The organism is Mesobacterium hydrothermale, from assembly GCF_035818635.1.
In the GTDB taxonomy this organism is placed as follows: Bacteria; Pseudomonadota; Alphaproteobacteria; order Rhodobacterales; family Rhodobacteraceae; genus Mesobacterium_A; species Mesobacterium_A hydrothermale.
In genome coordinates this window covers 60,753-82,238 of the sequence record NZ_JAYLLH010000018.1, presented here as the reverse complement: position 1 = coordinate 82,238, position 21,486 = coordinate 60,753, and the positions used below count along the sequence as shown (strand labels likewise).

The 21,486-nt window shown below is 66.5% G+C and carries 26 protein-coding genes; 3 read left to right on the top strand and 23 right to left on the bottom strand.

Annotation, left to right across the window (positions count from 1 at the left end; translation table 11 throughout):
• Window positions 1–66: 66 nt before the first annotated feature.
• The gene (gene cysE, locus VK792_RS13135) at window positions 67–873 is read right to left on the bottom strand and encodes a serine O-acetyltransferase (protein WP_326297967.1); all 807 of its coding nucleotides are present in this window, start codon (window positions 871–873) and stop codon (window positions 67–69) included.
• A gap of 84 nt (window positions 874–957) precedes the next feature.
• Between cysE and VK792_RS13130 the strand changes: the two genes are divergently transcribed.
• Entirely contained in the window at window positions 958–1,296 is a 339-nt protein-coding gene (locus tag VK792_RS13130; protein ID WP_326297966.1) for a TraR/DksA family transcriptional regulator, read from the top strand.
• Here VK792_RS13130 and VK792_RS13125 read toward each other — a convergent pair.
• The 21 genes from VK792_RS13125 to VK792_RS13025 form a co-directional block, all read right to left on the bottom strand.
• Entirely contained in the window at window positions 1,206–1,568 is a 363-nt protein-coding gene (locus VK792_RS13125; RefSeq protein ID WP_326297965.1) for a DUF7742 family protein, read from the bottom strand. The genes VK792_RS13130 and VK792_RS13125 overlap by 91 nt on opposite strands.
• Window positions 1,568–5,470: a baseplate multidomain protein megatron gene (locus tag VK792_RS13120; protein ID WP_326297964.1), complete on the bottom strand. Its 3,903-nt coding sequence runs from the start codon at window positions 5,468–5,470 to the stop codon at window positions 1,568–1,570. Before VK792_RS13120 ends, VK792_RS13125 begins: the two co-directional genes overlap by 1 nt.
• Before the next feature lie 3 nt (window positions 5,471–5,473).
• Entirely contained in the window at window positions 5,474–5,905 is a 432-nt protein-coding gene (locus VK792_RS13115; protein WP_326297963.1) for an NlpC/P60 family protein, read from the bottom strand.
• Window positions 5,902–6,786 carry a phage/gene transfer agent baseplate hub protein gene (locus VK792_RS13110; protein WP_326297962.1) on the bottom strand — a complete coding sequence of 295 codons (885 nt, stop codon included), beginning with the start codon at window positions 6,784–6,786 and terminating at the stop codon, window positions 5,902–5,904. The genes VK792_RS13115 and VK792_RS13110 overlap by 4 nt, the downstream gene beginning before the upstream one ends.
• The gene (locus VK792_RS13105) at window positions 6,786–7,418 is read right to left on the bottom strand and encodes a DUF2460 domain-containing protein (protein WP_326297961.1); all 633 of its coding nucleotides are present in this window, start codon (window positions 7,416–7,418) and stop codon (window positions 6,786–6,788) included. Before VK792_RS13105 ends, VK792_RS13110 begins: the two co-directional genes overlap by 1 nt.
• 12 nt (window positions 7,419–7,430) lie before the next feature.
• The gene (locus VK792_RS13100) at window positions 7,431–8,078 is read right to left on the bottom strand and encodes an RcGTA-type gene transfer agent tail tape measure protein (protein WP_326297960.1); all 648 of its coding nucleotides are present in this window, start codon (window positions 8,076–8,078) and stop codon (window positions 7,431–7,433) included.
• On the bottom strand, window positions 8,062–8,256 hold the full coding sequence (locus VK792_RS13095; protein ID WP_326297959.1) for a rcc01693 family protein: 195 nt from the start codon (window positions 8,254–8,256) through the stop codon (window positions 8,062–8,064). The genes VK792_RS13100 and VK792_RS13095 overlap by 17 nt, the downstream gene beginning before the upstream one ends.
• A 1-nt stretch (window position 8,257) precedes the next feature.
• Window positions 8,258–8,578 carry a gene transfer agent family protein gene (locus VK792_RS13090; protein WP_326297958.1) on the bottom strand — a complete coding sequence of 107 codons (321 nt, stop codon included), beginning with the start codon at window positions 8,576–8,578 and terminating at the stop codon, window positions 8,258–8,260.
• The gene (locus VK792_RS13085) at window positions 8,578–9,000 is read right to left on the bottom strand and encodes a phage major tail protein, TP901-1 family (RefSeq protein ID WP_326297957.1); all 423 of its coding nucleotides are present in this window, start codon (window positions 8,998–9,000) and stop codon (window positions 8,578–8,580) included. The genes VK792_RS13090 and VK792_RS13085 overlap by 1 nt, the downstream gene beginning before the upstream one ends.
• Before the next feature lie 23 nt (window positions 9,001–9,023).
• A complete protein-coding gene (locus VK792_RS13080; protein ID WP_326297956.1) occupies window positions 9,024–9,431 on the bottom strand; it encodes a DUF3168 domain-containing protein in 408 nt (135 codons plus the stop codon).
• On the bottom strand, window positions 9,428–9,766 hold the full coding sequence (locus VK792_RS13075; protein ID WP_435404855.1) for a head-tail adaptor protein: 339 nt from the start codon (window positions 9,764–9,766) through the stop codon (window positions 9,428–9,430). Before VK792_RS13075 ends, VK792_RS13080 begins: the two co-directional genes overlap by 4 nt.
• On the bottom strand, window positions 9,763–10,353 hold the full coding sequence (locus VK792_RS13070) for a head-tail connector protein (RefSeq protein ID WP_326297954.1): 591 nt from the start codon (window positions 10,351–10,353) through the stop codon (window positions 9,763–9,765). The genes VK792_RS13075 and VK792_RS13070 overlap by 4 nt, the downstream gene beginning before the upstream one ends.
• A 180-nt stretch (window positions 10,354–10,533) precedes the next feature.
• On the bottom strand, window positions 10,534–11,745 hold the full coding sequence (locus tag VK792_RS13065; RefSeq protein WP_326297976.1) for a phage major capsid protein: 1,212 nt from the start codon (window positions 11,743–11,745) through the stop codon (window positions 10,534–10,536).
• A gap of 6 nt (window positions 11,746–11,751) precedes the next feature.
• Window positions 11,752–12,294: an HK97 family phage prohead protease gene (locus VK792_RS13060; RefSeq protein ID WP_326297953.1), complete on the bottom strand. Its 543-nt coding sequence runs from the start codon at window positions 12,292–12,294 to the stop codon at window positions 11,752–11,754.
• Window positions 12,295–12,323: 29 nt separating this feature from the next.
• Complete coding sequence (locus VK792_RS13055) at window positions 12,324–12,539, bottom strand: GTA head formation protein, RCAP_rcc01685 family (protein ID WP_326297952.1); 216 nt, start codon at window positions 12,537–12,539, stop codon at window positions 12,324–12,326.
• The gene (locus tag VK792_RS13050; protein WP_326297951.1) at window positions 12,532–13,716 is read right to left on the bottom strand and encodes a phage portal protein; all 1,185 of its coding nucleotides are present in this window, start codon (window positions 13,714–13,716) and stop codon (window positions 12,532–12,534) included. The genes VK792_RS13055 and VK792_RS13050 overlap by 8 nt, the downstream gene beginning before the upstream one ends.
• Window positions 13,717–13,923: 207 nt before the next feature.
• Window positions 13,924–15,267 carry a DNA-packaging protein gene (locus VK792_RS13045; RefSeq protein ID WP_326297950.1) on the bottom strand — a complete coding sequence of 448 codons (1,344 nt, stop codon included), beginning with the start codon at window positions 15,265–15,267 and terminating at the stop codon, window positions 13,924–13,926.
• A complete protein-coding gene (locus tag VK792_RS13040; protein WP_326297949.1) occupies window positions 15,203–15,598 on the bottom strand; it encodes a hypothetical protein in 396 nt (131 codons plus the stop codon). Before VK792_RS13040 ends, VK792_RS13045 begins: the two co-directional genes overlap by 65 nt.
• Window positions 15,599–15,950: 352 nt before the next feature.
• Window positions 15,951–16,478, bottom strand: a complete 528-nt coding sequence (locus tag VK792_RS13035) for a gamma carbonic anhydrase family protein (RefSeq protein ID WP_326297948.1) — start codon at window positions 16,476–16,478, stop codon at window positions 15,951–15,953.
• Entirely contained in the window at window positions 16,475–17,116 is a 642-nt protein-coding gene (gmk, locus tag VK792_RS13030) for a guanylate kinase (RefSeq protein WP_326297947.1), read from the bottom strand. Before gmk ends, VK792_RS13035 begins: the two co-directional genes overlap by 4 nt.
• Before the next feature lie 132 nt (window positions 17,117–17,248).
• Window positions 17,249–18,139: a YicC/YloC family endoribonuclease gene (locus VK792_RS13025; RefSeq protein WP_326297946.1), complete on the bottom strand. Its 891-nt coding sequence runs from the start codon at window positions 18,137–18,139 to the stop codon at window positions 17,249–17,251.
• A 189-nt stretch (window positions 18,140–18,328) separates the two neighbouring features.
• On the opposite strand from VK792_RS13025, the gene VK792_RS13020 reads away from it, so the two are divergent.
• Together VK792_RS13020 and VK792_RS19525 are read left to right on the top strand one after the other, a co-directional pair.
• Window positions 18,329–18,967 (top strand): PAS domain-containing protein, encoded by a 639-nt coding sequence (locus VK792_RS13020; protein WP_326297945.1) that lies wholly within the window; start codon window positions 18,329–18,331, stop codon window positions 18,965–18,967.
• Window positions 18,968–19,475: 508 nt separating this feature from the next.
• A complete protein-coding gene (locus VK792_RS19525; RefSeq protein ID WP_353962941.1) occupies window positions 19,476–19,799 on the top strand; it encodes a GNAT family N-acetyltransferase in 324 nt (107 codons plus the stop codon).
• A 227-nt stretch (window positions 19,800–20,026) separates the two neighbouring features.
• On the opposite strand, the gene VK792_RS13015 is transcribed toward VK792_RS19525, so the two are convergent.
• Complete coding sequence (locus tag VK792_RS13015) at window positions 20,027–21,397, bottom strand: class II 3-deoxy-7-phosphoheptulonate synthase (RefSeq protein ID WP_326297944.1); 1,371 nt, start codon at window positions 21,395–21,397, stop codon at window positions 20,027–20,029.
• Window positions 21,398–21,486: the final 89 nt, after the last annotated feature.

The window sequence follows — 21,486 nt, the reverse complement described above, 5'->3', positions numbered from 1 at the left end:
TCGCGGCAGGCAGACCCTGTGCGCGGGGCCTGGCCCCGCGCGCCGCTGTCACCGCGCCGCGCGGGCTTAGCTGCCGCCGACCATCTGGTTCATCTCGATCGACGGTTGCGGACACCCGGCCTCGCCCACGATCTTGGCCGGAACCCCCGCCACGGTCGTCGCCGGCGGCACCTCGCGCAGCACCACGGACCCCGCCGCGATCCGAGAGCAGCAGCCGACCTTGATATTGCCCAGCACCTTGGCCCCGGCCCCGATCAGCACGCCATCCCCGATCTTGGGATGACGGTCTTCCTCTTCCTTGCCGGTCCCGCCCAGCGTCACCGAATGCAGCATCGACACGTTGTCCCCCACCACGGCGGTTTCGCCGATCACGATGGCATGGGCATGGTCTATCATGATGCCCTTGCCGATCTTGGCCGCCGGGTGTATGTCGACGCCGAACATCTCCGACGCCCGCATCTGGAAGAAATAGGCCAGGTCCTTGCGGCCCTGCCCCCACAGCCAATGCGCCACGCGATAGGCCTGCACCGCCTGGAAACCCTTGAAGAACAACAGCGGCTGTAGATACCGGTGGCAGGCCGGGTCGCGGTCGTAAACCGCCATGATATCGGCGCGCGCATCGGTGGCGATGGTCGGGTCGGCGGACAGCGCCTCGTCACAGATTTCCCGCAGGATCTGCTCGGTCATCTCGCCATTGGCCAGTTTCAGCGAAATGCGATAGGCCAGCGCCCGCTCAAAGCTCGGGTGATGCAGGATCGAATAATGGATCATCCCGCCCAGAAGCGGCTCTTCAGCGACGGCGTCTTCGGCCTCCTGGATGATGCGCGCCCAAACCGGGTCCAGTTCGGCGATTTTTGCACGTGTCTGTGCCATGACGTCTCTCCCTTTGCGCGTCAGGCTATAGCAGATAGGGTGCCTGAACCAAAACGCAAACCCGTGATGACAGGGATCGTCAGGATGAATACGTCCGAACAGGCCCGTTTCCGGCAACTGATCCTCGCCCGTCTGGCCGATCTCGATGCCGAGGACGCCTTGGGAAAGGACGCACAAGCCACGGTCGAACTCGACCAGCAGGCGGTCGGGCGTCTGTCGCGGCAGGACGCGCTGCTTGCCCAGTCGATGGCCCGCGCCACCCAGGCGCGCCGCGACGGGCTGCGCCGCGCCCTGACGGCGGCCCTGGCCCGGATCGACGACGGTGACTTCGGCTATTGCGATGATTGCGGCGAAGACATCCCGGTGAAACGTCTGGAACTGGACCCAACCGCAACCCGCTGTGTTTCCTGCGCCACGGGCTGAGCGTCCAGGATCGCCTCCAGCACCGCGATCAGGCAACGGGCATAGTCGGGCTGGTCGATCAGCGGCTCTGGCAACGGTTTCGCCCGCAACGCCCGCGACATCAAGGACCCGGTGCCGAATTCGGGATGCACGCGCCCGGTCAACAACCGATACCGATCTGCCACCGCCGCCTCGTGGACCAACCGCCGCGCCGCCTCCGCGCGCCCCTCGGGCGGCAGACGCAGCAACACCCGCGCCGCCGCGCTCAGATCGCCGGGCAGGACCGGCCGCATCACCCCGAGGCCGTGGCGACGGCAAAGGGCCCGGCCCCGTATTTCGCCGAAACCTGCGCCACCGCCACTTCGAACACGCCCGTGATGCCGTCGGCCCCCTGCATCCCTGCGGAATAGGTCCAGACCGGCGCCTCCAGCGTCACCTCGCGCAGCACCTGCCCGCCCTGACGGACCTGCAGCAGGTAGCGTTCGCTCTCTTCGCCCAGCGGCACCTCGGGCGCGTCCCAGGGGTCACCGTCGATCCGCGTGCGCCGGATCCAAGAAACGTCATGCCCATCCAGCCCTGGCACAACCACCAGATGCGCGGGCCGGTAAGGCCGCAGCCCGTTGCCTGCAAAGGCCAGTTCCAGGTGCCGGTACAGCGGGCTGTCATAGCTCAGCTTGGCCGGCCCCACGCGGTAGTGCCGTTCGACCCCGCGCGCCGCCGCCGCCAGCGGCAATTGCACCGGAATCCCGTTCATCGCCACCAGGTAACTGCCCGCAGGCCAGCTTTCGGGCATGGCCGCGTCGCTGCCGAACTGCCCGCGCAAGCGATACTCCAGCCGCCAGCGCCGGTCGCCGATCAGCGCCACGTCCCGGGCCTGGAACAGTTCCCAGTTGCCAGGCGTGCCGTCGCCAATGGCAAACAGGTTCCGCCCCGCCAGAAGCGCCGCATCGTCGATCTGCGACAGCGTCCCGCTGGTCAGATCGACCTCCAGCCCCGGGCCAAGGTCCGGCCGGCCCGGTGGATGCGCGGGCAGGTTCGTTCGGGTGACCCCAACAACCGATTGCGCCGCGATCAACAGGTCCAGCGCGTAATCCGCATCCGTGCCCGAAGCATAAACCGCCACGCTGCCCGGCCAGGGCCGCGCCGCCACCGCCACATGCGGGGCATGCGCCACCTCCTGGCCGGTCATCAGGGGCAGGTCCATGAACAGCGACAGCACCGGCGCCAGTTCCGAAACCGGGCGCAGGCTGACCGCGTCGTCAGGAAACTCCGACGGGTGATAGACCGCCTCCTCGATCCGCACCGCCTCGATCATCTGATGGGTGGTGACTTCGACCCGGTCCACCCGCAGCCGCGCCGGCACTCCCTCCAGCGGCAATGTCACCACGTCGCCCGCCGCAACCGCCATCTGGCTGGGCGGCAGGGCAAAGCGCACGGTGTCGCGCGCCACCCGCGCCTCGTTCAGCCAGCGTTCCACCACCTGCCGCCCCTCGGCCCGGGTCAGCGCCAGCGGCAATTCGGTTTCCGCCACCGCATGGGTCGCCTCGTCCGGCAGCACGGTTTCCTCTGTGATCACCCGGTGGTCGCCGTCGGCCTCGGTAAAGCCCACACGCACCCGGCCCGCCATCTCGGCCTCGCCCGTGCGCACCTCGACCAGATCATTGTCCACGTCCGGGTGCACCGCCAGCGTTGCCCGCTCCAGCGCAACCGCCCGTTGCCCGTCCCGCATCCGGAACACCAAAACGCCGTCTCGTTCAATCGCATCGAAGCCGTAGGCCAGCATCAAGGGTTGCAACGCGCCGCGCGCATCCCCCGATTCCGGCACGGTCATTCCGCGAACAACGCCGCGCAATCCACTGACATCTATATCAAAAACCCCTGAGCGGGCACAAATCTCGCGGACCACGGCAGCCAGCGACACATGCCCCGATCGCCCGGTGATCCAATGCCCCCGACGCCAGTTCGCCCCGTCCGACCAGATATCCTCGGCATTCGGGAACCACGGGTAAGGCCGCGCATCCCAGGCCCAGACAAAGGCGCGGGTCATGTCGACCATCGGCCCGGCATAGACCTCTGACACCGGGTTGTTATCGGGATCGCCCCAATAGCCATGCATCGCCTTAAGATAGGCCCGCTGGATCGCCGGGTCGCGCAACCCGTTGGAATAATGGGGCAACGCGCTTTCCGACGATTTCGCGTCGTAAAACACGTTGGGTTGGTTCGTGCCTTTGTCCACCGCCGGACACCCCAGTTCGGTGAACCAGACCGGCTTTGACCCCGGCTCCCAATCCGTCGGCAGTTCCTGCCGCACCCCGCCGATCCGGTCGTGATGCTGTTGCCCCCACCAGTTGCGAATGTCCTTGTAGCGATAGACCCAGGCCTCTCCATAGGCCCCGTCGCTGATCGGTTCGCGGCGTTGCGCCGCGCGCGCCTCGGCCGAGGGATAGTACCAATCGTACCCCTCTCCGCCCGCAACATTGGCCTGCAAGTAGTTGATATCGTGAACCGTTCCCCAATCGGCATCGGCATGGTCCGCGCCATCGCGCCAATCCGACAGGGGCATGTAATTGTCGATCCCGACGAAATCGATGTTCGGATCCGACCACAGCGGATCCAGGTGGAAATAGACATCCCCCGACCCGTCCTGCGGGTGATAGCCGAAATATTCCGACCAATCCGCCGCGTACCCGATCTTTACCGACGGTCCCAACAGTGCCCGCACCTCGGCGGCCAGCGCCTTCAGCGCCTGCACCGCCGGGAACCCCGCCGCCCCCCGGATCTGCGTCAAGGACCGCATCTCGGACCCGATACAGAACGCGTCTACGCCCCCCGCCGCCGCGCACAGCGCCGCCTGGTGCAGGATGAACCGCCGGAACCCCCATTCGATTGGCCCGGTATAGGCGACCGTCCCGTCCCCCACGGCAAAATCACCAGCCACCGCAGTGCCGAAAAACGCCGCCACCTCGGCATCCGCTGCAGCGGTGCCATCCGGCGACCCATCGCGCCCCGGCGCCACGCTCAGCGTGATCCGCCCGCGCCATGGCAGGGACGGCTGGTCCTCGGCCCCGCTCCAGGGGTCCTGCATCCCGTTCTCGGACATCTGGTCCATCAGGATGAACGGGTAATACATCACCGCCTGCCCGGCCTCTTTCAGCGCCGCGATCGCCTGCAGAACCGATGCGTCCGACGGTGTTCCGCCATAGACAACCCGGCCGTCCTCCTCGGGCACCAGCCCGGCCACCGACCGGGCAACACCCGCAACCGTCCATGGCTGAGAAGCGTCCTGCAAACGCTGCTCGACCAGCGGCCGGATGTGGCATTCCCCGCAACGCAGGTCGTTGCCGAACCAACTGACCACCAGCGACACCGCCCCGCAATCCGGCAGCTCATCGCCCAACATCTTGAGCGACGTGGAAAAATCCGGCTGCCCAGAGGGCGTGTTCACGTTGGCCACCCGGCTGACCCCGGCGCCATAGTCGAAATGCACCGGCTCGGTTGCCAGCGCGTATTCGCCCGTCCCCGGCATCAGCGCAACGCCCCGCACGCCAAAGGGCATCTCCTCGGGATCGTCCTGCACCGGGCGCACCACCTCGAAGCTGAACTGCGGCACCCGGTTGCCGAACCGTTCCAGCATCAGGTCCTCGATCACCACATAGGCCGTGCCGCGATAGGCGGGCACCGCACCCGCACCTTCCACTGCTTCCATCTTCGGATCGGGCATCTGGTCGGCGCTGCCGTCGTAAACCCGCATGTTCAGATCGGTCACGGCAATCTCGACCCCGTCGGCCCAGACCCGGTTCACCCCGGTGATCACGCCCTCGCACAGCGCCACCGCCAGCGATACGGAATAGGAATACTGCCGCACCTTCGGTTGCGACGGCGCGCCCTTGCCGCCCCCGCCCGACGTGCTGACATGTTCGGCGAACTGCGTTGCCCAGATCACATGCCCGCCCAGCCGCACCCGGCCCCAAGCCTGCGGCACCGCGCGCCCCTCGCCCGCGCCGGTGATGCGCAGCCGGTCGACCCGCCCGGTTTCCACCGCCTCCGCGCCCTGGCCCATCAGCCGCTGATCCAGCGCCCGGCCCAGCGTCGCCCCGGCAAACCGTCCGACGGCGGTCATCGACAGGCCCAGCAGCGACCCGCCGACCGAACTGCCAATCGCGGCCCCCGCCGCCGAAAGAAGTATTGTCGCCATTCCTCAACCCTCCGCCGGAAAGGCAAACCGCGCCACGATGCGCCGGTGCCAGGGGGGCGTCAGGCGGCTTTCGACCACCCCGTGCCCGCTGTAGGCATGCACGAACGTGGCGCCTTCGCCCACGCTCGCCTGGATGCCCAGATGTTTCGCCACCGCGCCCGTCCGCATCCGGAACAACAGAACGTCGCCCGCGGCCTCGCCATGCACGGGCTTTTCCCGCAGCACCCGCTGCGCCACGCGCCACAGCCGCTCGTCGCCCTGCGGCTCTGACCAATCCCGGCTGTAGGCGGGCACCGGCACCGGTTCCGGGCCGATCACCTCGCGCCAGACACCGCGCAACAGCCCAAGGCAATCGCTGCCCGCCCCCCTGGTCGAGGCCTGGTGGACATAGGGCGTTCCGATCCAGCCGCGCGCGGCTGTCACCACCCGGTTCATCGCCGCGATCCTCCGCTGGTCTCGGTGCTCGATGCCGGCTGGATCGCCATCCAGTCTTCCTCTGGAATATCGGGGAACCCCTGAAAATTCAGCAGGTTGTTGAATTTCAACCGACAGGTGTCAAACCGCTTGTCGCACCCGGCCTCGATCCGGACCAGATCGCCGGGGACCACCTCGGCGCGCAGCTCCGTCCACAGCTCCACCGTCCGGCTTTGCCCGTCCCAGCTGTCGCGCTTGATCGTCCCGTGCAGCCCTTCGGCCAGCCCTGACAAAACCCGCACGCGCCCGCGCTGGAACCATCCGGCATCGAACTGGTCCAGCGCGCCCAAGGTCAGCACGCGCCGCCCCTCGGTGGCGACCACCGCGCCGTCCCAGAAGTATCCCGGCGTCGCCATGTCGAACCGGCACGCCCCGTCGCCCAGCACCGCGCCGCAGGGCGCCTGGAACACGCGCCCCACGGGCCGGTTCAGCGCCTCGGTCAGCCCGCGCAACTCTGCCTGGAACGCACCGCCATGTCGGGTGATATCGCCGATCGAGCCGCGAAACATCACCTGCCGTTGGTCGACGTCCGCCCAGTTCACCAGCCAGGCCACCACTTCGGCCCCGTCGAACCGGCCGGCGTCGATATCTGCCTCGGAAATCGCGCTGTCCGAAAGCGCCCCCAGCGCCTCTGTGTTGTCGACCGAAAGCCCGGTGCCCTGCTGCAACGCCAGCGCGCTCAGTCCCGTATCGACGCGAAACACCAGACCGTCAAAGACAAGCTCCCGGTCGTGATCGGTGAACCCCAGCCGCAACCCGTCCTTGCGCGTCACCGCCCAAGCGCGCGCCACCGTGGTCACCCCGCCGCCCAGATGCGCCCTCAGCCCCGCGTGCAACCCCATCAGACCCGCAGCTCCACCACCGGCACGTTCGGCGCCTCTCCGGCCTGGAAATTGGCCACGCTGGTCTGGATCCCGTCGGTGTCGAACCGCACCGGCACGTCGAACTCGAACCCTGCGGTCACCACGATCCCTTCGACCGGCGGGTGCGACAGCGTCACGATCCCCGTGGTCAGGTCGATTTCATAGTCGACGCCTTCCTGCTGCTCATCCGATTGCACGCCCACGCGCACCGTGCCCGCCACCGGTTTCGTGATCGGCCGCAGATAATCCGCAGCACCTGAACGATAAAGCTTAACCAACTGGAACTGAACGCTTTCCCCATCGCCCACGCCCAGAACCTGGTCATCGTGGCGCACCGCGTCGGACGGCAGGCAGGATTTGTAGTCCGACCAGTCCTTCCAGCGAAACCCATACATCTGCCCCTTCCGCGCCTCGAAAAACGCGATCAGCGCGGCGATGTCGTCCAGCGACCGCAACCCGATCCCGGCGTCATAGCGCCGGCGCGAATGCGCCCAGGGCGTGTTGCGCTCTTCGTACCCGCTGGTCAGCGTCACGATATCGGTGCGCCGCTCCGGCCCCCCGACAGAGCCAAAGCTCAGCTTGGCCGGAAACCTGACGTCATGGAAACTCATGGCAAACCCTCCTCAGCGGTTGCGCTGCCCGCGCCCCAGCGCGCGGCCCATCTGCGCGGCGATCTGGCTCTGGCTGCGCTGGAACCCGGCGACATCCGGCGTGGTGATGTTCATCACCACGTTGACCGGCCCGCCACCGCCCTGCGCCCGCACGCCCAGAGACCCGTCCGGGCCGCGCATCAGCGGCATGATCGCCTCGGGTCCCGCTTCGCCCATCAACCCGGTGCCGCCGCGCATCGGAAAGCTGACCGGCCCGCTCAGCACGCCGCCCTTGGAGAAAGGCATCACCCGGCCCTGGCCGAACGCCGCGCCATCGGCAAAGGCCCCGCCGAACAGCTGCGCCACGCCCCCGGCGATCAGGCCACCGAAATGATCGGTCACCGGGCGCACCGCCGCCTTGTAAGCACTTGAAATCATGTCATTCGCGACCTCTTTCAGCGCGTCGGACAGTTTCATCCCGTCCAGCACCACGCCGTCGATCGCACGTCCCAGCCCGCGGCTCAGCGCGGTTTCCAGCCGCGTCACCCCGCTGCCCGTCGCGGCAAAGGTGGTGTGAATCCGCTGCAACTCCGCGTTGAACTGCGCAGCCATGCCCGACGCACCGGACAGGCTTTCCTCCAACGCATCAAGATCGGTTGACAAATCACTCAGATCGCTCATCTTTCCCTCCGGAAGTGTCAGGATAGGCGCGGGCAAGCTCATCCAGCCGCGCCCGGTTCATCGGGCGAGCACCGCCGCCCAGCAGGAACATCAGCTCCGCCGGGGTCAGCGCCCAGAACACCTCTGGCGCCAACCGCAGGCCACGCAGCCCGGCACGCATCAGGGCGGGCCAGTCCACCTCAGCCGTCCTCGGGCAAGGCAAAGGCCCGCGCCAGCAACTCCGCCGCCGCCTTCGCCGCGGCCACCGGCCCGCCCTCGATCTGCGCAGAGGTCAGGTCGCCGGCGCGCCCCTGCCACCCCCCGCCGCGCAACCCCGCTACGATCAGCGCCAGCACGTCGCGCGTGGTGAAGGCGGCGGTTTCGAAACGCTCGACCAGCGCCACCAGCGATCCCGCCTCCAGCGTCGCCTCAAGTTCGGCCAGCGCCCCCAGCGTCAGGCGCATCACGCGCCGTTCGCCGTCGATCACCAGCGCCACCTCGCCGCGCCACGGGTTGGCCATCAGATCACCGGCTGCGCGACAAAGGTCAGCGCCCCGGCAGAGGCCAGCGACAGCTCATAGGTCGCCTCGCCGTTGTGCGACCCCGCGTATTCCAGCGCGGTCACCTGGAACGGCCCCTCGATCGTGCCGAAATCGGGGATGATGACCTGGAAATCCGGCACCTCTGCGTCAAAGAACAATTGCCGTGCGCGTTCGTCCGTCGCCTCGTCCCGAAAGACGCCAGAGCCCGAAATCGCCGCAGATTTTACCCCGGCCCCGCCCAGCAATTCGCGCCACCCGCCGGCGCTGTCCAGCGACGTCACATCCACCGTTTCCGCGTTGAAACTCAGCCGCGTCGCGCGCAGCCCCGCGATGGTCTGGAACTGGCCGTCACCGGTCATATCCACCTTGATCAACAGGTCCTTGCCGTTCTGGGCACCCATATCCGTTACTCCGTTTGATGAATTCAGTTGTCTTCGACCCGCGCGCGGAACGTCATGTCGATCCGCCGCGTGCCATCGCCTTGCCGGCTGGCCCGCGCCTTGCGGAACCACAGCCCGACCAGCCGTCCGCGCGGCAGGCTCAGCGCCGCGCCGTGCAGCACATCGCTCACCGCCGCCGCCGCGTTCTTGGCCGCCTGGAACCCGGCCTGGTCGGTGACCACCGCCACGCTCAGGTCATGCCAGGCGCCGTCGCCCGACTGGTCAGAGGCATCCTTGGCGCTCTCCTCGCCCAGCAGGACGTAAAGCCCCGGAAGAGCGCCGCCGGGCATCGCGTCATAGATGTCGCTGCCGACCAGCGTGGTCAGCGCCGCATCCCCCGTCAAAGCCCCGTAAACCGCCACCTGCAGGGCCGCCGTCACGCCATAGCTCATGCCGCCACCTCCTCAGATGCGAAACAGGTCAGGTTGCGCCCCAGCGCATCCGCCTCGGCCACCGCCTCGATCCTGAAAACGCGGGTCCCGTCGCGGAACCGCTGCCCCGCTTGCGGCCGTCCCTCGGACCCGACCGGGGCCGCGCGCAGCGTGATGCGATACCCCGCATCCCCGATCACCCCTGCGCCTCCCCGCGCCGCGCGCCCCGACCGCAGCGCCACATCGGCCCAGACCGTTCCCAGCACGGCCCAGGTGGTGACGAAACCGCCCGCCCCATCCGCCACGATCTGCGGCGCCTCCAGCGCAAGCGCCCGGGTCATCCGCAGCCGCTTCATTGGCCCAGCCCCAGGCGCAACCGGCGATAGCGCGCAATCAGCGAGGTCACGCCAAACGGCATGCAGCCCTCGGCCAGTGCGGTTTCGTCGCGGTATTCATAGTAATGCGCGGCCAGCAGCAGCACCGCCTGCGCCAGGTCGGCGGGCAAAGCGTCCCAGCCGCCGAACCCGGCGGTGAACCGGATCTCGACCGCGCCGCCTTCGGGCGGTCCGGGCAGCGACCCGCCCGCCGGCATCAGCCGTGGCACCGTCGCGTCCCGTTCCAGCCGAAAGGACCGGGGGTCCAGCGCCGTCGCGTTGCCGTCGCGGTCCAGCACACCTACCGCCGTGACCGCGCTCACCGGCGCAATCGGCAGCGGCTGGCCGTACACATCCTTCCAGCGGTTCAGCACCAGCACGAAGCCGCGTTCGATCAGCGCCTTGTCGGTGCGCCCCTCGATGGCCGCCAGTGCCGCCCGGAGGAAAGACGCCAGCACCCCGTCCTGCACTGTGCTTTCGGCAAATCCGGTCCCCAGCCGCAGGTGGCGCTTCAGCGCCTCGACGGGCAAGGCCGCCTCAGGCACCTGGGTTTCTTCGATCAACATCATCGCAATTCTCCGCAAACCGTCCCCGCGCCCATCCGGCACCAAAGGACCTTGCCGCTTGGCATATCAGGCGGGTGCGCGCCGCTCACGTTGCTCGGACGGAGGGGAGCAGCTGGACAACGCAAGCTCCATTCCGGCACGCACCCTCATGCGGGCCTGTCACAGGCCCGCATGATCGCTGGATCAGGAAACGCCGAAGCGCAGCAGCTTGATCGCGGCAAAGTCGCTGACGTCGCCGCCCACGCGCTTGGTGGCATAGAACAGCACATGCGGCTTGGCGCTGAACGGATCCCGCAGCACGCGCAGGTCGGGACGTTCGGCAATGGTATAGCCGGCACGGAAATCCCCGAAGGCCACCGCATAGGCGTTGCTCGCGATGTCCGGCATGTCCTCGGCGATCAGCACCGGATAGCCCAGCAGACGCGCCGGTTCCCCCGCGGCCAGCCCGTCCGACCACAGGTGGCGGCCATCGGCATCCTTCAGCTTGCGCACCGTACCGGCGGTTTTCGAATTCATCACGAAGGTACCATTGGCGCGGTATTGCGCCCCCAGCGCATAGACCAGGTCGATGATGCTGTCGCCCGACGCATCGAACGCACCATCGACGCCGGTCGCGACATAGCCCAGGTTGCCCCAGCTCCAGCCCGAATTGGCCACCGCCGTGTGATCCAGGAACCCGGTCGGCTTGTCGACGCCGTCGCCGCTGACGAAGGCCGCCGCCTCGGCGCGGGCGAACTTGTCGGCGATGCGCGTGGCCAGCCAGCCCTCGACGTCAAAGGCGCTGTCGTCCAGCAGGCGCTGGCTGGCCTTTGGCAGGGCGTTCAGTTCGTAAAGCGGAATCGAAATCCGGTCGATGCTGGGCGTCGTGGTCTCCGTCGCCGCCCCGGTCTCGGTCGCCCAGCCGGCACCCGCCTCGGTGTGGTCGATCAGCACGTCGAAGGACGACGCCTCGACATGCACCACATTGGCAATCGCCCGGATCGACGCGGTCAACGACAGGACCGACGCGATCGAGGCCGACGTTTCCGGGTCCACGAGGTAACCGCCATCGGAATTGACCACGGTGGACAGCGATTTGCCTTCCAGTGCAAGCCCGCGCAGGGCATCGTCATCACCCGACCGCAGGTACGCGCTGAATGCCTTCTTGTGCGGCGGCTCAAGATCGGTGGCCGTGGACAGCGCCGGTCGCGCGGCGCTCAGGGATTTGCGGTCAAGCATGGTCAGTCGCTCTTTCTGTTGCTGCAGTGTCACCTCAAGGTCATCCTTCAGGCCCTTGATATCCCTGACGAGTCCCGCAACCGCGGCCCCCACCTGGGTGACCGGGGACAAACCATCCCCGGTCCGAGAAGTGATCTCGGTCATCTCCGTCTCGCTCTTCTTGGTTTCGCTTCGCAGGCCGCGTCAGCCGCCCGTCAACTCCCGCCGCGCCGCCTCCAGGCTGCGCGCCAGCTCGCGCAGGTCGGCCTCCGTCGGGCCTTCGCCCTTGGCCGCCACCCGCGCACTGGGCAACATCGGAAAGGTCACCAGCGACACTTCCCAAAGCTCCAGTTCCGTCAAGACCCGCAGGCCCTGGTCGTTCTTCGCCGCCCGCCGCGTGCGATAGCCGATCGACAGACCGTCGATGGCCCCTGCCGCGATCAGGGCCGCAGCCTCGCGCGCCTTGCCGACGCCCTCCAGCAGCCGCCCCTTGACGTACAACCCGCGCCCGTCCTCGCGCACCTCGTCCCAGACCCCTATGGGCTGCGCCGGGTCGTGCTGCCACAGCATCTTGACGCCACGCCCTTCCTCGGCCAACCGCTCCAGTGACAGCGCATAGGCGCCCGGCGCCACTACGTCGCCACCTTGGTCCGCCGCGCCGAACAGGCTGGCATAGCCGGCGATCCGTGTGCCATCCGTCACCGTCACATCCGCACCGATACGGCAGAATTTGTGCTCCAGTTCCATGTCGTCCCTTTCCAACTTGACGATGCGCCTCAGGGCGTCGCCGCCAGCAGCCCCTGCACACCCTGTGCCAGGATCACCCCCACGACGCCGTAGACCGTCAGCCACAACCGCCGCTCCATCCGTTCCAGCATCACCTCGTAGCGTTCCATCCGGTCGTTCAGCGCCTGCACCTGCATCGCCGACAAGCGCTCATGCGCCTCCAGCTTCAGCCCCGGCGCACAGGCAAAGGGCCGCGCATCACGCATGCGCGCCCTCTGCCACCAGCGGCGGCAGCCCCAACATCGCGCGCTTCTCGGCATCGCTCAGAAAGGCCGCCTCGCTGACCCGCTTCCACTGCGCATCGCGCTCTGCAGCCAGCGCCGGCACCTGGTCCAGGTCGGGTGCCACCGACACGTCCTCGCCGGTAAATCGCTGCAACCACGCACTGACCTGCGCCGTGACCCGCGTCGCCAGCGGCAACACCGTCAGCCGATAGAACGCCCGGTGCGCCTCCTGGTAATTGGCAAAGGTCGCCTCGCCCGGGATCCCCAGCAGCATCGGCGGCACGCCAAAGGCCACCGCGATCTCCCGCGCCGCCGCCTCCTTGGTTTTCTGGAATTCCATGTCCGAGGGCGAAAACCCCATCGGTTTCCAGTCCAGCCCGCCTTCCAGCAGCATCGGCCGCCCAGCATTGCGCGCACCCTGGTGATGGCTTTCCATCTCGCTTTGCAGCCGCGCGTATTGCTCCGGACTCATCCCACCCTGGCCATCGCCGCCGTGATAGACAAAGGCCCCTGACGGCCGCGCCGCATTGTCCAGCAGCGCCTTCGACCACCGGCTGGCCGCGTTGTGCACATCGACCGCCATCGCCGCCGCCTGCAACGGGCTCAACCCGTAATGGTCGTCCTGCGGATGGAACGACCGGATGTGACAGACCGGCGGCGCCTCGACACTGACATCGAAGCGCAGCTTGCGCCCCGCGACCGTGTAGTCATAGGCCACCGGCCAGCCATCCGCCCCCGGCACCAGCCGCATCCGGTCCGAGCGCAGCACATGCAACTCGATGGGCAGTCCGTCCGCCCCCGGCACCGCCTCGACATACCCGTCGCCCGAAAGCAGCAACTGGCCATAGAGCGCCTCGAACAGCTCGGCCCTGCCTTGCGCCGGGTTCGGCGCGCCGATCAGCGCCATCACCGGATGCCGCTCATAGCGCATCCCTGCATCCTGACAGACCAGCGGCAACGCCGCCGCCGCTTCGGCGATCAGCTTGACCGCACGAAACCCCACCGGGTTACCGGCAAACCCCGCCTTGGTCAGCGTCACCGTATCGCGCGGACTCCACGCCACCCGCCCCATCCCGGCATAGGCCACAAGGGGCCCGGTGGCGCTTGCCTTGCGCTCCGCCGGGGCCCCGGCCTCGGCACGCTTCAGAAAATCAAACATGGCCCGGTCTCTCCTTGTCGCCCGATCCGTTGTGACCACCCTGACCCAAACCCTTAAAGAACCCCTAACCCCACCGCGCGCCGCCCGACCCGCTTCACGCAACACCCCCCATGTCTTTGGTTTTCCAAATACCTCGGAGGTATGGAGGCAGAGCCTCCATGCGCTTTCCCCCGGAAAGCGCCCGGTTTTTCACGGAAACGCCGCCCCTCACAGGCACCGCACCCGCGGCCGCCGCCAGGCCACCGCCGGCACGATCAGCGTCTCGGTCAGCGCCCAGACCAGCGCATCGACCCGGTCCGGGCTCCCCGCACCCCGATACCCCTGCACCGTCATCCGGCACATTTCGTCCTCCAGCGCGTCCAGCCCCGCGACATGCGCCACGCGCCCCTGTTCATAAAGCGCCGCCACCGGCTCCGCCCGCGCCGCCTTGCCCCGCGCCGCGCGCACCTTGGTCACCGGCACCAGCGGGTCGACCTGCCGCAACACAAGCTCCACCAGGTCCCCCCCCTGGTTCACCTCCGCCACCAGCCGCTCCGCGCCCCAGCGCGCCATCACCTCGACCGCGCGCCGTGCCCAGGCCACCGGCGACACCCCCCTGACCGACCCATCCTCCAGCACCACCGCCCGCCAGTCCTGCGGCGGCCCCTGCATCACCGCGCCCACCGCGACGATCCCGCAGGCATCCGACCCCGCATGCCCCGTCACCGGCGGATCGACCGCCACCAGCACGCGGTCAAAGGCGGGCAGGTCCCGCACCCGCGCCGCATCCAGCCCGTCATGAGACCACAACGCCCCCTCGACCGCCTCCAGCAATTCTCCGTCCAGCTCCTGCCGTCCCAGCCGCGTTCCGCGATAGCGCGCCCGCACCTCCTCCAGGAATCCGTTCGCCAGATGCGCCCGGTTGGCCTCGGTGGGCGCGCGCGTCACCACCGTCGACGGGCTTTCCAGAAGCCTCCGCAACACCGGTTCAGCCCTCGGGGTCGTGGTCACGCAGACCCGCGGGTCGTCCCCCAGCCGCAACCCGAATTGCAGCATGTCCCAGGTCGCCTCGGCCTTTTTCCATTTCGCCAGTTCATCGACCCAGGCCGCGTCGAACTGCGGCCCGCGCAGCGCCTCGGGGTCATGGGCGGAATAACAGAACGCCTCCGCCCCGTTAGGCCAGACCAGGCAGCGCCGCGTCGCCACCCAGTCAGGCCGCCGGTCAGGCGGCGAACAGGCCAGGATCCCGCTTTCGCCAAACACCATGACCTCGCGCACCTGGTCCTGCGTCTCGCCCACCAGCGCCACCCGGCGGCAGCGCCCCTTGTCCATCGGCCGCGCGCCCTCGACCTGGGACCGCACCCATTCCGCGCCGGCCCGCGTCTTGCCTGCCCCGCGCCCGCCCAGAATGACCCAGGTCCGCCAGGCACCCTCGGGCGGCACCTGGTGATCATGCGCCCAGAATTCAAACAGGTAAGGGAGAGCCAGAAGCTCTCCCCCCTCCAGGTCACTCAGGAACCTCTCCTGCACCGCAGCACTCGCGGAGGCGATCCAGGCGGCACCCGATCTCAATCCGCGCCTGTTCAAGGTCGCACCCGTATCCACCGGCGATGCCGGCCTCTTCCCGTCTGATCCTTGCAAGGGCCATCTCCATTTCATGCGCCTGACGCATCCAGAAATTCAGGCTCGTCAGTGCCTTCTTGCCCTCTGCTTCCGTCGCTTCCCCCGCATCGACCTTGGTCTTCAGCGCCTCCAGCTCTTCCGACAGGAACACCACGGCCTTCACGGCTCTTTCAAACTGTTCCTTGAGGAAGACCTCTTCCGTCTCCGGGATCATCACCTGCATCTGCTCGACAGCCTTTCTTCTCCGGTGATCTCCGCCATGCGAGAGGGCCGCCGCCATCCGGCCACCGCCCTATCCAGCAAGGCGCAAACCTGCCGGGGAAAACCCGTTCGGTCAATCTCAGGCCCCGGGACGGTCCCGTAAGACACTGGTAAAATGGATTTTTTCCGATTTACTTAATACAGCGCGCGATGCCCGCATCGCCCCTGCGAAAGCGGCACACCCACAAGATCGCGCCGGCCCGCAGCGTGGATCCCCGCGATTTCGCGTCTCACCGCAAAATCAGGTGATTAACCTTTTGAAAACCACCAGACTGGCGCTGCCCGGGTCCTGAAGACACAACAAAAAGGGCGCAAAAAAATTTGCGCCCCAAGGGTGGCCCGGCCCCCAAATCACGGTGATTCAGCGATCCTTAACCACCAGATACAGGCACCAGCCCGGCGCGATACCGCGCCGCGTTTTCCTGGTAATGCCGCGCCGATTTGCGCAGACCGGCCAGTCCCGCCTCGTCCAGCTGGCGCACCACCTTGCCGGGTGCGCCCATGACAAGCGACCCATCGGGAATCACCTTGCCCTCGGTGATCAAGGCCCCGGCCCCGATCAGGCAGTTCCGGCCGATCTTCGCACCGTTCAACACCGTCGCGCCCATCCCGATCAGGGTATTCTCTCCGATCACGCAGCCATGCAGCATCGCCTTGTGGCCAATGGTGCAACCCGGACCAATCACCAGCGGAAAGCCGATATCGGTATGGCACACAACGTTTTCCTGCACGTTCGACCCGCGCCCAACCCGGATCTCCTCGTTGTCGCCGCGCAAGGTGCAGCCGAACCAGACGCTTGCATCCTGTTCCAGCACAACCTTCCCGATCAGGTTGGCATCCGGTGCCACCCAAGCCGACCCGGCGATTTCTGGCGCCACCCCGTCCAATGCGTAAATCATTGCAAATCCTCGAATTCCCGTTGCAAGTCCCGAACATGATCAACCAGCCAGGGTTGCTGCAACCGCCGCAGCCGAGTGGCCGACACAATGGTTTTCAAGCGCTCGAACGTCGCCTCAAGATCGTCATTGACCAGCACGAAATCATAACCGTCCCAATGGCTGATCTCGTCCCAGCTCTTCTGCATCCGCTTGACGATCACCTCGTCCGAATCCTGCCCCCGGCTGACCAGCCGCCGGTGCAATTCGATGATCGACGGCGGCAGGATGAAGATCGACAGCGTGTGCTGCCCCAGCGATGAATTACGGATCTGCTGCGCGCCCTGCCAGTCAATGTCGAACAGCACATCGCGCCCGTCCTCGATCGCCGCCGCCACCGGCGCCTTGGGCGAACCATAGAAATTGCCGAACACATGGGCATGTTCGAGCATCCCGTCCTCGGCCACGTCGCGCTTGAACTCCGCGTCGCTCAGGAAATGATAGTCCTTGCCATCGACCTCGCCCTCCCGTGGGGGGCGCGTGGTTGCCGAAACCGAAAAGCTCAGGCTCGGGTCCCAGGCCAGCAGTTTTTTCGACAAGGTCGATTTCCCCGCCCCGGAAGGCGACGACAGAATGATCAACAACCCACGCCTCTCGGCCATCACGTCCCAATCCCTTTCATCTTTCCCGAAATACTCCGGGGGTGAATTGCCCCGCAGGGGCAAGAGGGGGCAGCGCCCCCGCACCGGGTTTCATCGCAAAAAAGGCCGCACCGCAACCCGCGCGTGCACCCGTTACTCCACGTTCTGAACCTGTTCGCGCAATTGGTCGATCACGGTCTTGAGCGCAAGCCCCGCCCGGGTCAACTCCGCGTTCTGCGATTTCGAGCACAGCGTGTTGGCCTCGCGGTTGAACTCCTGCATCAGGAAATCGAACTTGCGCCCGACCGGCCCCTTTGCCGCCAGCAATTCGCGTGCCGCGGCGATATGGGTGCGCAGGCGGTCCAGTTCCTCGGTCACATCCGATTTCACCGCGATCAGCGCCAATTCCTGCGCCACCCGGGTCTCGTCAACGCCGTCGGCGTTGTCCATGACCCGTGCCAAGGCCGCGCGCAACTTGCCGGCCTGTTCGTCGCGGCGCGACGAAACCGCCTCTTGCGAAACCTCAACAAGCGTTTCTATCTCGTTGATCTGGCGCATCAACACCTCGACAAGCGCAGCGCCTTCCGCGTGCCGCATCGCAACGAAATCCACCAGCACCGGCGCGAAATCGGCGATCATCGCCGTGCGCAGGGCGGCCACGTCCGGCTCGCGCGCGCTGGTGTCCAGCACGCCGCGTACCGCCACGATATCCGCCGCCGTCGACGGGCCAAGCGTCAGCCCGCGCTCCATCGCCTCGGCTTCGATCTCGGCCATCGCGTCCAGAACAGAGCGCATCTGCGCCGCGTTCAGCGTCAGCGCGCCGGTCTCGTCCTCGCTGCTGACCCGGCAGTTCAGCGTCACGTTCCCGCGCGCGACCGCCGCGGAAATCTCGGCCTTCAGGGCCTGTTCCAGCCCGTCGATCCAGTCCGGGACCCGCAGCCGCAGGTCCAGTCCCTTGCCATTCACCCCGCGCAGTTCCCAGCTCCAGCGCAGGCCGTGCGCCGCGCCCTGTCCACTGGCAAATCCCGTCATCGACTGGCGCATGGCGCTCCTCCCTTACCGCACAGGCTGACTTCGGGTTACGCCCTTGAACCGGTCGGCGCAACCCTGCCCACCATTAACCAGTTGGTCAGAAATGTGGCGAAAATGTGCCCTGTGTGATGTATCAAGATTTGCGTAACCAATGTCATGGCGGGTCAGTCCCTGCCCCTGTCTTTCGTCCAGAGGTGCCCAATGTCTGTTGATCGTGAAACCGGCGTCATTTCGCTGCTACCGCATCGCAAGTCACGCGACTTCGCCGTGCTTGACCAGGTGCAAAGCTACTGGAGCTCGCTGCTGCGCGACGGCGCAATCCCGCTGCGCTCCGAGATCGACCCGCGCCGGATCGAAGATGCGCTGGAATATGCCTTTATCGCGGAGCGGGTGACCGAACGGCTGGCCAAGCTGCGGGTGGCAGGGGCGCATCTGTCGGATCTGGCCGGCATGGCGGTCAGCGGCATGCCGTTGGGCTGCATGTTCACCCAATCTGCCCGCCCCCACCTGGCCGAGGCGACGCAGCCGCTGTTTGCCAAACCGGCCGTGATCCGGCTGGACATGCGCAGCCCCACTGGCACCGCACGAGAGCCGATCGAGGCAAAGATGCTGCTGTTGCCGCTGCGGTCCGATCTGGGCGATGTCACCCGTGCCCTGGGATGCCTTGCCACGCGCGGCCGCATCGGGCGAACCCCGCGCCGATTCGAGATCACGCAGATCACCGTCAGCCCGATCGAAACCGCTCCCGTCACACCCGAACGCCCGGTCCGTCCGGCCCCCCCGCGCCCGCAGGCACCGTCCGGCACCCCGCACCTGCGACTGGTGGTGTCGAACGACTGACACGTCCAAAGCGTTCACCTGCCGGATAGCGGGCCGGAAACGCGACAGGGCACCCCCAAGACCGCAAGGCGTGGCAGGCTCGCCCGCACACAGGCCACGGCGAAGCATGGCCTGTTCCGGCAACCCGGGACCGCCATGCGCGAAAGGACCGGACGCGCCTGCCAAAGCCCATGGCCAGACGCGTCGACGGCTTACCTGGGGCGCTGAACACGACACCGCACCAGACACGCGCATGCCCACGCAGAAATTTGAAGCGGTGGTTTCATCGTCCCGATTGTCCGCTGTGCGAACGAAGCGCCGTTTCGCTGCGGCCGAGCCAAGGGCTGCTTCGTAGGAATTCTCCAGTTACAAGTTGAAGCCAAAGTGTTCGTAGAATTCGATCGAAGCCTTCATGAACAAAAAATATCGACTTGCTGAAGGGCGCGACGGGCGCGCTTGTGCAGAAATCGTTCGGGACTGAAGCTTAGAGACGCCTTGGTTAGGCCAGCTGAACGAATTCGAGAGTGTTGTGGAATGGTGGACCGGCTGTTTGCATCACGTTGATACCTCTTGGGTTTGCGAAGAAAACGGTAAGGTCGTTGGGTTCTGCGTTCGGCAAGACGACAACCTTACCTGCCTTTATGTCTCACGCGATGCACGGGGCTGCGGTTTCGGGAAGCGCTTACTCGACATGGCCAAGGCGGATCGAGAGTGGATTACGGTATGGGCCTACGAGGAAAACCCTCGCGCTCGCAAGTTTTATCGCCGGGAAGGCTGTGTCGAGATTTCCCGTGAGATCGAAGAGGGAACGGGTCTGGTCGACGTCGAGCACCGATGGACAAAGTCAAAGTAACGAGCAATGTCTTTGCTTTTCAGATTTCCGTTTGCAGATGCAGAAAAGGCGGTGTGGCCTAATACTGGACATTCAGACGCGGGGCTGCATCGGTCGATATGGGCTCGAAGCAGACGACCGACCTTGTGATCATCGCATTCGAAGCGGTCGCGATCATCGACACATCCGAAAAAGGGCCGGATGCCCCCGCATCCGGCCCTTTTCTCCTGTTCTCGTGTGGCTGACGCTCAGGACGACGCCGCAGCCTTGTCGGCGTGGCGCAGCGCCGTCAGCTCCTCGGCCACCAGGAACGCCAGTTCCAGCGACTGGCTGGCGTTCAGACGCGGGTCACAGGCCGTGTGATAACGGTCAGACAGGCTTTCCTCGGACACGGCGTAGACGCCGCCGGTGCACTCGGTCACGTCCTGGCCGGTCATCTCGAAATGCACGCCACCCGGGATCGTCCCCTCGGCCTTGTGCACACCGAAGAAGTCGCGCACCTCACGCAGCACCGATTCGAAAGGCCGCGTTTTGTACCCGGTCGAGGACTTGATCGTGTTGCCGTGCATCGCATCGCAGACCCAAAGCACATTGGCGCCTTCTTCCTGCACCGCCCGGATCAGGCGCGGCAGATGTTCGGCCACCTTGCCCGCGCCAAAGCGGGCGATCAGGGTCAGCTTGCCGGCCTCGTTTTCCGGGTTCAGCTTGTTCATCAGCACCTTCAGATCCTCGGCCGTCGTGGTCGGCCCGCATTTCAGACCCACCGGGTTCAGCACGCCGCGGGCAAATTCCACATGCGCCCCGTCGGGTTGCCGGGTGCGGTCGCCGATCCAGATCATGTGCCCCGACCCCGCCAGCCACTTGCCGCTGGTCGAATCCTGCCGGCACAGCGCCTCTTCGTATTCCAGCAACAGCGATTCATGGCTGGTGTAGAAATCGACGGTTTGCAGATTGGGCTCTCGGTCGCTGTCGATGCCGGCAGCCTTCATGAAATCCAGCGTGTCCTGAATCCGGCTGGCCATATCGCGATAGCGCGCGGCATTGTCGCCTTCGGTAAAGCCCAGCGTCCAGCTGTGCACCTGGTGCACATCGGCATAGCCCCCGGTCGAGAACGCGCGCAGCAGGTTCAGCGTCGCCGCGGCCTGGGTATAGGCCTGCAACATCTTGCGCGGATCGGGAATGCGCGCCTCGGGGGTGAAGTCCAGTTCGTTGATGATGTCGCCGCGATAGCTTGGTAATTCGAAACCGTCCTTGACCTCGGTCGGCGCCGAGCGCGGCTTGGCGAACTGGCCCGCCATGCGGCCCACTTTCACCACCGGCACCTTGGCGCCATAGGTCAGCACCATCGCCATCTGCAGCATCACCTTGAACGTGTCACGGATCGCGTTGGCGCTGAACTGGTCGAAACTTTCGGCGCAATCGCCGCCCTGAAGCAGGAACGCCTCGCCCCGCGACGCAGCCCCGAGGGCCGCCTTCAGCTTGCGCGCCTCACCCGCGAAAACCAGCGGCGGATACTTGGACAGCTGTGCCTCCACGGCCTCCAGCGCGGCCTGATCGATATAGTCAGGCATCTGGATACGCGGCTTCTTGCGCCAGTCGGATTTGTGCCACTCGGTCATCAGTCTACTCCGGTCAAACGATCATCGGTCCAGCATCTTTTGATAGCGCTAGCGGGCAGCGGTATACAAAAGCCGGGCTGACAGCGCCA